The sequence below is a fragment of the Nonomuraea terrae genome, from assembly GCF_004348995.1.
Classification (GTDB): Bacteria; Actinomycetota; Actinomycetes; order Streptosporangiales; family Streptosporangiaceae; genus Nonomuraea; species Nonomuraea terrae.
On the sequence record NZ_SMKQ01000286.1, the window covers coordinates 1 to 8,615 of the forward strand.

Genomic DNA, 8,615 nt, shown 5'->3' on the forward strand with positions numbered 1-8,615 from the left:
GGGGAAGGTTCTGTCACGGTGTTCCTCGGCGACATGCTGGGGTGCTGGGCTGAGGGCTGGTCTGGGAGCTGGTCTGAGGGCTCGACGGCGCTGGGTGGCGGCCGCTCCGGCGAAGACACCGGTAAGGCGTCCAGGACGGCCGTCGCCGCGCCGGGGGGGTCGGTTCGCGGCATGCTCAGCACGTGACCGTACCCGCCCTCATGGTGGGCGTCGAGGACGGGTCGGTGGCCGTCGGGCAGGCGGCAGCGCCTCGACGGCCTGTGCCAGGCAGTCCAATCATGATCTCGATCTTCTCACGGCATGCTGCGCCCGCGCGCGCTTCGCTACGATGATCGGCCATCTACCGGGAGCAAACGGGGAGATCATGGCGGACTTCGGCCTTCTGTGCGTACACGCCCATCCCGACGACGAGGCCGTCTGGACGGGCGGCGCCCTCGCCCGCTACGCCGACGAGGGCGCCAGAACCGCCGTGGTCACCTGCACCTGGGCCGAGGGCACGGTACGCGCCGGCGAGCTGGAGCGCTCCCTCGCCATCCTCGGAGCCGGCGAGCCGCGCCTGCTCGGCTACGCCGACGCGCGCAAGCCCGAGTCCGCCCCCGGCCGGCCCCGATTCCTCGACGTCCCGCTGGAGGAGGCGATCGGCCGCCTGGTGGCCCACATCAGGGACGTACGGCCCGACATCGTGCTGACCTACGACGGCTACGGCTCCTACGGCCACCCCGACCACGTGCACGCGCACCGGCTCACGCTGGCCGCCGCCGAGGCGGCCGGGTACGACCAGCTCTACCCGGAGGCCGGCCAGCCGTGGCGGCCGCGCGCGGTCTACCTGGCGACGATCCCGCGTTCGGTCGTGGTCTCGCACTGGCGGGCGGTCTTCGGCGACGACCCGCCGGCCGGCCAGGCGCTGCCCGGTGTCCCGGACGACCAGATCGGCGCCCATCTGGACGTGGCGGCGTGGGCGGGGCGCAAGTGGGCGGCCATGCACGCGCACGAGTCGGAGGTCGGCCGCGGCGCCTCGATGACCCTGCTGACCTCGCTGCCCGAGCCGGCCCGCGCGCAACTGCTGGGCAACGAGTGGTACCGCCGGGTGTCCTACACCGGCGACGCCGAGGTCACGCTCGGCTGACTAGCCGCGCGGGGCGTACATGATCACCGCCACGCCCACCAGGCAGATCAGCGCGCCGGCGACGTCCCAGCGGTCGGGGCGGAAGCCGTCCACGACCATGCCCCAGGCCAGCGAGCCGGCGACGAAGACGCCGCCGTACGCGGCCAGGATGCGCCCGAAGTGCGGGTCGGACTGGAAGGTGGCGACGAACCCGTACGCGGCCAGGGCCAGCACTCCGGCGCCGATCCACAGCAGGCCGCGCTGCTCGCGCCAGCCCTGCCAGACCAGCCACGCGCCGCCGATCTCCGCGACGGCGGCCAGGACGAACAGGGCGATCGAGCGCAGCACGGTCATGCGGCTCACCTTAGGGGAGCCTCAGGGTGGGCCGAGGTCGAGCCCGCACCGGCTCAGGCGGGGGCGTCGCCGGCGAGGAGCACCACCAGGGTCAGGGCGGCCGACGTCAGGAGCACCGCGCACAGCACCGCCAGCAGCTCGCGCCTGCTGGCCTGGGCGGCGAACCGTTGCGGCCCCTCCCGCTCGGCCCTGGCGGTGAACTCCTCCAGGCGCCGGGCCAGCCGTGATCCGCCGCGCCGCAGCTCCCGTTCGATCGCGGCCAGGATCTGCTTCTCCTGACGCGAGAGCCCCACGGCCGTCACTCCGTTCCCGCGGCCCCGCCGGCATGCGGGTGGTGCAGGTCGAAGGCGGGCCGTTCGGAACGGATGCGCGGCAGGCTGGTGAAGTTGTGCCGGGGCGGCGGGCAGCTCGTGGCCCACTCCAGCGAGTTGCCGAATCCCCAGGGGTCGTCCATGGTGACCCTCTTGCCGCGCCGCGCGCTGTACCAGACGTTGAAGAAGAACGGCAGCGTCGAGGCGCCCAGGATGAACGCCCCGATCGAGGAGATCAGGTGCAGGTCGGTGAAGCCGTCGACGGCGCTGTAGTCGGCGTAGCGGCGCGGCATGCCGGCCACGCCCAGCCAGTGCTGGACGAGGAACGTGGTGTGGAAGCCGATGAACAACATCCAGAACTGCAGCTTGCCGAGGCCCTCGTTCAGCATCCGGCCGGTCATCTTCGGCCACCAGAAGTAGAACCCGGCGAACATGGCGAACACCACCGTGCCGAACACCACGTAGTGGAAGTGGGCCACCACGAAGTAGGTGTCGGTGAGGTGGAAGTCGAGCGGCGGCGAGCCCAGGATCACGCCCGTCAGCCCGCCCAGCAGGAACGTGATCAGGAATCCGACCGCGAACAACATCGGCGTCTGGAACGTCAGGTGCCCCCGCCACATGGTGCCGGTCCAGTTGAAGAACTTCACCCCGGTGGGCACCGCGATGAGGAAGGTGAAGAAGGAGAAGAACGGCAGCAGCACCAGCCCGGTGCCGAACATGTGGTGCGCCCACACCGTCATCGACAGGCCGGCGATGGCGATGGTGGCTCCGACCAGGCCGACGTACCCGAAGATGGGTTTGCGGCTGAAGACCGGGATGACCTCGGTGATGATGCCGAAGAACGGCAGCGCGATGATGTACACCTCGGGGTGGCCGAAGAACCAGAACAGGTGCTGCCAGAGCATCGGGCCGCCGTTGGCCGGGTCGTAGACGTGGGTGCCGAGCTTGCGGTCGGCCTCCAGGACCAGCAGCGCGGCGGCCAGCACCGGGAACGCCATCAGCACGAGCGTGCTGGTCAGCAGGATGTTCCAGGTGAAGATCGACATGCGGAACATGGTGAGACCGGGCGCCCGCATGCAGATGATCGTCGTGATGAAGTTGACCGAGCCGAGGATCGTGCCGACGCCCGCCAGCGACAGGCCCATCACCCACAGGTCCCCGCCGATGCTCGGCGTGAAGATCGCGTCCGACAGCGGCGTGTACGCGAACCAGCCGAAGCTCGCCGCTCCCTGTGGCGTCAGGAAGCCGGAGACGGTGATCAGCCCGCCGAACAGGAACAACCAGTACGACACCGCGTTCAGCCGGGGGAAGGCCACGTCCGGCGCGCCGATCTGCAGCGGCATGATGACGTTGGCGAAGCCGGCGAACAGCGGAGTGGCGAACAGCAGCATCATGATCGTGCCGTGCATGGTGAACAGCGCGTTGTACTGCTCGGCGTTCACCAGCTGCAGGTTCGGGTGGACCAGCTCGGCCCGGATGATCAGGGCCATGATGCCGGCGATGACGAAGAACACGAACGAGGTGATCAGGTACAGGTAGCCGATCACCTTGTGGTCCGTGGTGGACAGCCAGTTCGCCAGCAACCGCCCCTTGCGGCCGGCCCTGAGCGGCGCCGCCGCGGATGTGAGCGGCTCGTCCGCGCGTGATTCGTCGATGCTCACCGGAGATCCCCCTGTGGTGCCGCCGGCGCTCCTCCCCGGAAGGTGCTCTGGCAGGTCAGCGCCACTACGATGTGTGCCTTACCCGTCACTCTCAGGTGATATGCCCCACTTCAGGCAACCGTCCCACAAGCCCCGACTGTCCCGGAGTTTCCTGGTCGTACCGGGATGAGCCTTTCCGGATGCGCTCCGATAACCTCCTGAAACGTCCAGTTCGGGAGGTATGGGGTTGTCGGGGGTTGTCGCGGCGTTCGCCGCCCTGGTGTCGGTCGCCGTGCTCGGCTACGTCATCGGCGCCGTCAAGGTGCTGCGGGCCAGCGACGAGCTGGTGCTGTCGCGCCTCGCGTTCTTCGTGGCCACCCCGGCGCTGATGTTCGCCACCGTCTCGCGCGCCGACCTGGCGGCGCTGCTCTCCCCCGTGCTGCTGACCGAGGTCATCGCGGTGATCTGCACCCAGCTCGTGTTCGTGCTGGTGGCGAAGCTGGCCTGGCGGCGCGGCACCCGGCAGGCCACGATCGGCGCGCTCGCCTCCTCCTACGTCAACGCCGGCAACCTGGGCGTGCCCATCTCGCTGTACGTGCTCGGCGACGCCGCCCTGGTCGCGCCCATCCTGCTCTTCCAGCTTCTGGTGCTGACCCCGGGCGCCTTCCTCATCCTGGACAAGGGCTCCCGCTCGGCGCGGGCGGTGCTGCTGCTGCCGCTGCGCAACCCGCTCACCGTCGCCTCCCTGCTGGGCCTGGCGTTCGCGCTCGCCGGGATCTCGCTGCCGGTCACGGTCATGCGCCCGATCGAGCTGCTCGGCGGCGCGGCCGTGCCCGTCGCGCTGCTGGCCTACGGCCTGAGTCTGTACGGCTCCCGCAGCGCCCCCGCCGCCCCCGAGGAGGCCGGCGTCGGCAAGGACATCGCCCTGGCCGCCGCGCTCAAGGCGTTCGCCCAGCCCGCCGTCGCGTACGTGACCGCCCGCTTCCTGCTCGGCCTCGACGGCACCCAGTTGCTGGCCGCGACCCTGTTCGCCGCCCTGCCCACGGCCCAGAACATCTACGTGTACGCCGTCACCTACGACACCGGCCGGCGCATGGCACGCGGGACGATTCTGCTGACCACCGGCCTGTCCATCCCGATCATGACCGCGATCGGAGCCGTTCTCGGCTGACCCGGAAAAATTTCTCCGGCACGGTGTCGATTCCGCGCCCGGGCGTTCGACGCGTTGACGAGAACACCACGAGCGACGCCCCATGGAGGGACACGCCATGCAGAAGATCACCACGTTCCTGTGGTTCGACAACCAGGCCGAGGAGGCCGCCTCCTTCTACACCTCGCTGTTCGCGGACTCCCGCATCGTCGAGGTCCAGCGCCGCGGCGACGGCGAGCCGGCCATGATGGTCACGTTCGAGCTGGCCGGCCAGCGGTTCCTGGCGCTCAACGGCGGTCCCACGTACCGGTTCACCGAGGCGGTCTCCCTGTACGTCGACTGCGAGACGCAGGAGGAGGTCGACGAGCTGTGGGCCAGGCTGACCGAGGGCGGCGAGGACTCGCAGTGCGGCTGGCTGAAGGACCGCTGGGGCCTGTCGTGGCAGATCATCCCCCGCCGCCTGTCCGAGCTGCTGACCCACCCCGACCCGGCCACCGCCCAGCGGGCCGCCCAGGCGATGATGGGCATGCAGAAGATCGACATCAAGGCGCTGGAGCAGGCCGCCGGGGTCTGACCACGCTCGGCGGGGGCCTGGCCGGCCAGGCCCCCGCCCACGGGCCCGGAGGCGACCCACTACCGTGATCCCATGGCGTCATGGGCTGAGCGGACGGTGTTCTGGCACGTCTACCCACTTGGCTTCACCGGGGCGCCCAGCGCGGCCGGCGGTCCCGTACGCCATCGGCTGCGCCACCTCGAGGCGTGGCTCGGCCACGCCGCCGAGCTGGGCTGCACCGCCCTCATGCTGGGCCCGGTCTTCGCCGCCGAGACGCACGGCTACGACACCGTCGACCACTTCGCCCTCGATCCGCGCCTGGGCGACGACGCCGACTTCGACTCCCTGGTCGCCCGCGCCCGCGAGCACGGCCTGCGGATCGTGCTCGACGGCGTGTTCAACCACGTCGGCCGCTCGTTCGCCGGGGACCACCGGTGGCTCAGGAAGGGGCCGGACGGCGCGTACGACACCTTCGAGGGGCATGGTCGCCTGGTCGCGCTCGACCACGGGCAGGAGGCCGTGCGGCGGCACGTCGTCTCGGTCATGGACCACTGGCTGAGCAGGGGCGCGTCCGGCTGGCGGCTCGACGCGGCCTACGCCGTGCCGCCCGAGTTCTGGAGCGCGGTGCTGCCGGAGGTGCGGGCCCGCCACCCCGAGGCGTGGTTCGTCGGCGAGGTCATCCACGGCGACTACGCCGATTACGTCACCCGCTCCGGCCTCGACTCCGTCACCCAGTACGAGCTGTGGAAGGCCATCTGGAGCTCGCTCAACGACCGCAACCTGTACGAGCTGGCGCACGCCCTGGGCAGGCACGACGACCTGCTCGCCACCTTCGCCCCGCTGACCTTCGCCGGCAACCACGACGTCACCCGCCTGGCCACCCGTCTGGACGACCCGCGTCATCTTGGCCACGCCCTGGCGGTGCTGTTCACCGTGGGCGGCGTGCCGAGCGTCTACTACGGCGACGAGCTGGGCCTGCGCGGGGTCAAGGAGGAACGCGAGGGCGGCGACGACGCCGTCCGCCCCGCCTTCCCGGCGTCCCCCGCCGAGCTGGACGGCTCGGGGCGGGAGGTTTTCGAGCTGCACCGGCGGCTGATCGCGCTGCGGCGACGGCACCCGTGGCTGGCCAGGGCGCGCACGCGGGTCACCCACCTCGACAACCGCACCGCCGCCCTGCACACCAGCGCCGGCGGGCCGGCCCTGCTCACCCTCCTCAACCTGGACGACAACCCGTACCGTTTCCCGCTGCCGGACGACGGCCCATGGGCCGCGGGCGACGACGGCGATCCGGCTCTGGTGCCCGCCCACGGCTGGCGCGTCCTCACTACTCGGGGCCCGGTAATAAACGTGTCATGAGTCCCAAACGGAGTTGATCTTGTTGTGACTTGCCTGGTCAATGCCGGTTGGTCATGAAGCACCCCCGATGCACATCGACGAGCTGGTCGAGCACTGGACGATCCTCGACGAAGAGCGCGACCTGATCGCCGGAAAGCGCGACGCCACTCGACTCGGCTTCGCGATCTTGCTGAAGTTCTACACGGGCTGACCCCGCTGTTCTGGCAGCACGTCCAGCCATACGGCGAGGTACGGCTGGATGTGGCCAAGCGCCTTTCGCTCGGCGGCGCTGTGCAAGCTCCGGAGGCAGGCGACCCGGCCTAGCTTCATGATCGCGGTAGGGGCCGGTGCGCGTCCGCCTGGCAGGACGGCGCGCATCGGGCCTGGGCCAAGGCCCCGTCGTCAGGTAGGCCGTCCCTCTCTCGCCTGATCAAGTCCTCGAAAGTGTGGGGCAAGGGTGCTGCTAGCTCTGTCCCGGCTCCGGGACCGGCTGCCTGCTCTTCTCCGCCCGGTACACCTGGTAGGCGGCCCAGAAGCCGGCGAGTCCGATCGCGACCATGACGACGATCACCGGCCACTGCCACGGTTCGGGTACGTGCAGGGCGAGGAACCAAACCTTGTCCTGCGAGCCGCTGAGCTTGATGGGCCGGGCACCAGGGCGACGACGGAGACCCATGCCAGCAGGCCGGAACCGCCGCCGAGCGCGGCGAGGGTGGCGGCCAGCGCCCACGGCACCAGGGCGGCGTCGCCGTGCAGCAGGCAGCAGGCGAGTGTCAGCGCCAGCGTCAGCGGTCCGAAGACGGTCAGCCACGCCAGCTGGCGGGCACGGACGTCGGCCTTCTCCTTGCCCGGCACCGTCAGGGTCAGCCAGAGTGCCGTGCCGTCTTGGCCGTAGGAGTTGGCGCAGGTCGCGGCGGCCATCAACGCGCTGGCCGCGCCGACGAACGGGAACCCCGCGGTGAAGCCGAAGATCAGCGGGAACAGCACGGTGATGATCGAGAAGGCCGTTGTCGGTGGGGTTGTGCCTGGCGCACATGGCGGCCGACAAACGGCCGTGGCTGGGACGGCTCGGGGTGAACGCGGCCTGGCCGATGAGTGGCAAGCCGCGCGAGATCTTCACCGACAACGCCACGGAGTTCAAGAGCGAGGCGTTGCAGCGGGGCCGCCCGCCGGCGCCCGTAGATTGTCAGTGCCCGCGCATAGCGTTGGCTCACCCCCCGGACGCCAACGACGACGGGCGGGCCGAATGGCGCTTCACCCACGCACTGAGCCGTGCCGGCGCGGTGGCGTCCTTGGGTTCCAGCCGCAGCGCCGGCAGGAGAGCGGCCGCGTGCATGAGTGACTGCGTGATCTTCGTCCCGGCGAGGGCTCCCAAGCGTCTCCGCCGTAATCACTCGTGAGCGGGCCATTCCTCGGCCAGGAGCGCGTATGAGAGACCGTCGAGCCATCCCTTGGTGCGGTGGAGTGAGTCTCTCACCGTGTGCTGTTCGCGGCGCATCCCGACCCGCTCCATCAGCCGCCACGAGGATTCGTTGTCGTAGAAGCAGTCCGCGTGCAGGCGGCGCAGGCCAAGACTCTTGAAGGAGATGTCGATGAGGGCGCGTACCGCTTCGGTGGCGTAGCCCTTGCCGCCGTAGGAGGGATCGAGCGTCCACCCGAGCTCTCCTTGGACGCTTTTCGCCTGGTCAGCGACCTCTTCCTGGGCCCAACCGTCCTGGACCTTCAGTGTCAGGTCGCCGATCACCCGGCCGTCCAGTTCGACGATGAGCAGGTCTACGAGCCGCTCCTCGCGGAGGAAACGCTCACGGTAGTCGTCGTAGGTCTCTGTGGCGGCCGTGACCCATTCGTGAGTCTCCGGCAGCTGCCGGAAGGCCCAGGTCGCGTCCAGGTCGTCGGGGGCAGCGCGGCGCAACAGCAGCCGCTCGGTGGAAATCGGCCAGTCCAGCGTGTCAAGAGGGTGACGCATGGGCCCTCATACTGACAGCGGGCTGTGGTGATACACAAACGAATTACTGCGGACGACGTCTCCGACAACGACGCGGCGATCGCCCTACAGGAACCGACAGGACACCGAAGCGACCAGGGCTCCCGGAAACCCGCGTCCTGAAAATCAAGTGGGCCCGGAGGCCGGGGCGGGATTGGTCGGGTGTCACAGGGCAGGCGGGGT

General features: G+C 70.0%; 12 protein-coding genes. 7 read left to right on the forward strand and 5 right to left on the reverse strand.

All coding sequences use genetic code 11. The features are described 5' to 3' along the window. Positions 1-186: hypothetical protein (locus tag E1286_RS49655; RefSeq protein ID WP_223190901.1), on the forward strand; the 186-nt coding region annotated here is incomplete at its 5' end. Between the two features lie 178 nt (positions 187-364). Further along, on the forward strand, positions 365-1,126 hold the full coding sequence (locus E1286_RS43610) for a PIG-L family deacetylase (protein ID WP_132622731.1): 762 nt from the start codon (positions 365-367) through the stop codon (positions 1,124-1,126). On the opposite strand, the gene E1286_RS43615 is transcribed toward E1286_RS43610, so the two are convergent. The 3 genes from E1286_RS43615 to ctaD are packed head-to-tail and all read right to left on the reverse strand — an operon-like array spanning position 1,127 to position 3,431. Beyond that, entirely contained in the window at positions 1,127-1,459 is a 333-nt protein-coding gene (locus E1286_RS43615) for a YnfA family protein (protein ID WP_132622733.1), read from the reverse strand. A 53-nt stretch (positions 1,460-1,512) separates the two neighbouring features. Beyond that, complete coding sequence (locus tag E1286_RS43620) at positions 1,513-1,752, reverse strand: DUF3040 domain-containing protein (RefSeq protein WP_165970184.1); 240 nt, start codon at positions 1,750-1,752, stop codon at positions 1,513-1,515. 5 nt (positions 1,753-1,757) lie between these two features. Continuing rightward, positions 1,758-3,431, reverse strand: coding sequence for an aa3-type cytochrome oxidase subunit I (gene ctaD / locus E1286_RS43625; RefSeq protein ID WP_132622737.1), 1,674 nt, complete (start codon positions 3,429-3,431; stop codon positions 1,758-1,760). Positions 3,432-3,657: 226 nt separating this feature from the next. On the opposite strand from ctaD, the gene E1286_RS43630 reads away from it, so the two are divergent. The 4 genes from E1286_RS43630 to E1286_RS51585 all read left to right on the forward strand — a co-directional run bounded on the left by E1286_RS43630 (position 3,658) and on the right by E1286_RS51585 (position 6,659). After that, a complete protein-coding gene (locus E1286_RS43630; protein ID WP_132622739.1) occupies positions 3,658-4,581 on the forward strand; it encodes an AEC family transporter in 924 nt (307 codons plus the stop codon). Positions 4,582-4,678: 97 nt separating this feature from the next. Beyond that, on the forward strand, positions 4,679-5,134 hold the full coding sequence (locus tag E1286_RS43635) for a VOC family protein (RefSeq protein WP_132622741.1): 456 nt from the start codon (positions 4,679-4,681) through the stop codon (positions 5,132-5,134). 72 nt (positions 5,135-5,206) lie between these two features. Then, positions 5,207-6,469 (forward strand): alpha-amylase family glycosyl hydrolase, encoded by a 1,263-nt coding sequence (locus E1286_RS43640; RefSeq protein WP_132622743.1) that lies wholly within the window; start codon positions 5,207-5,209, stop codon positions 6,467-6,469. Positions 6,470-6,536: 67 nt separating this feature from the next. Further along, complete coding sequence (locus E1286_RS51585) at positions 6,537-6,659, forward strand: DUF4158 domain-containing protein (RefSeq protein ID WP_165970185.1); 123 nt, start codon at positions 6,537-6,539, stop codon at positions 6,657-6,659. Between the two features lie 356 nt (positions 6,660-7,015). On the opposite strand, the gene E1286_RS48570 is transcribed toward E1286_RS51585, so the two are convergent. Next, positions 7,016-7,435, reverse strand: coding sequence for a hypothetical protein (locus E1286_RS48570; RefSeq protein WP_165970183.1), 420 nt, complete (start codon positions 7,433-7,435; stop codon positions 7,016-7,018). A gap of 20 nt (positions 7,436-7,455) precedes the next feature. Here E1286_RS48570 and E1286_RS49660 point away from each other — a divergent pair, with 20 nt between their 5' ends. Next, positions 7,456-7,848 carry a hypothetical protein gene (locus tag E1286_RS49660; protein WP_132622747.1) on the forward strand — a complete coding sequence of 131 codons (393 nt, stop codon included), beginning with the start codon at positions 7,456-7,458 and terminating at the stop codon, positions 7,846-7,848. On the opposite strand, the gene E1286_RS43655 is transcribed toward E1286_RS49660, so the two are convergent. Continuing rightward, complete coding sequence (locus tag E1286_RS43655; RefSeq protein WP_132622749.1) at positions 7,839-8,414, reverse strand: GNAT family N-acetyltransferase; 576 nt, start codon at positions 8,412-8,414, stop codon at positions 7,839-7,841. The genes E1286_RS49660 and E1286_RS43655 overlap by 10 nt on opposite strands. Positions 8,415-8,615: the final 201 nt, after the last annotated feature.

Coding starts and splice junctions, on each gene's coding strand:
- E1286_RS43610 (WP_132622731.1), top strand. CDS start 365: ATGGCGGACTTCGGCCTTCTGTGCGTACACGCCCATCCCGACGACGAG.
- E1286_RS43615 (WP_132622733.1), bottom strand. CDS start 1,459: ATGACCGTGCTGCGCTCGATCGCCCTGTTCGTCCTGGCCGCCGTCGCG.
- E1286_RS43635 (WP_132622741.1), top strand. CDS start 4,679: ATGCAGAAGATCACCACGTTCCTGTGGTTCGACAACCAGGCCGAGGAG.
- E1286_RS43640 (WP_132622743.1), top strand. CDS start 5,207: ATGGCGTCATGGGCTGAGCGGACGGTGTTCTGGCACGTCTACCCACTT.
- E1286_RS51585 (WP_165970185.1), top strand. CDS start 6,537: ATGCACATCGACGAGCTGGTCGAGCACTGGACGATCCTCGACGAAGAG.
- E1286_RS43655 (WP_132622749.1), bottom strand. CDS start 8,414: ATGCGTCACCCTCTTGACACGCTGGACTGGCCGATTTCCACCGAGCGG.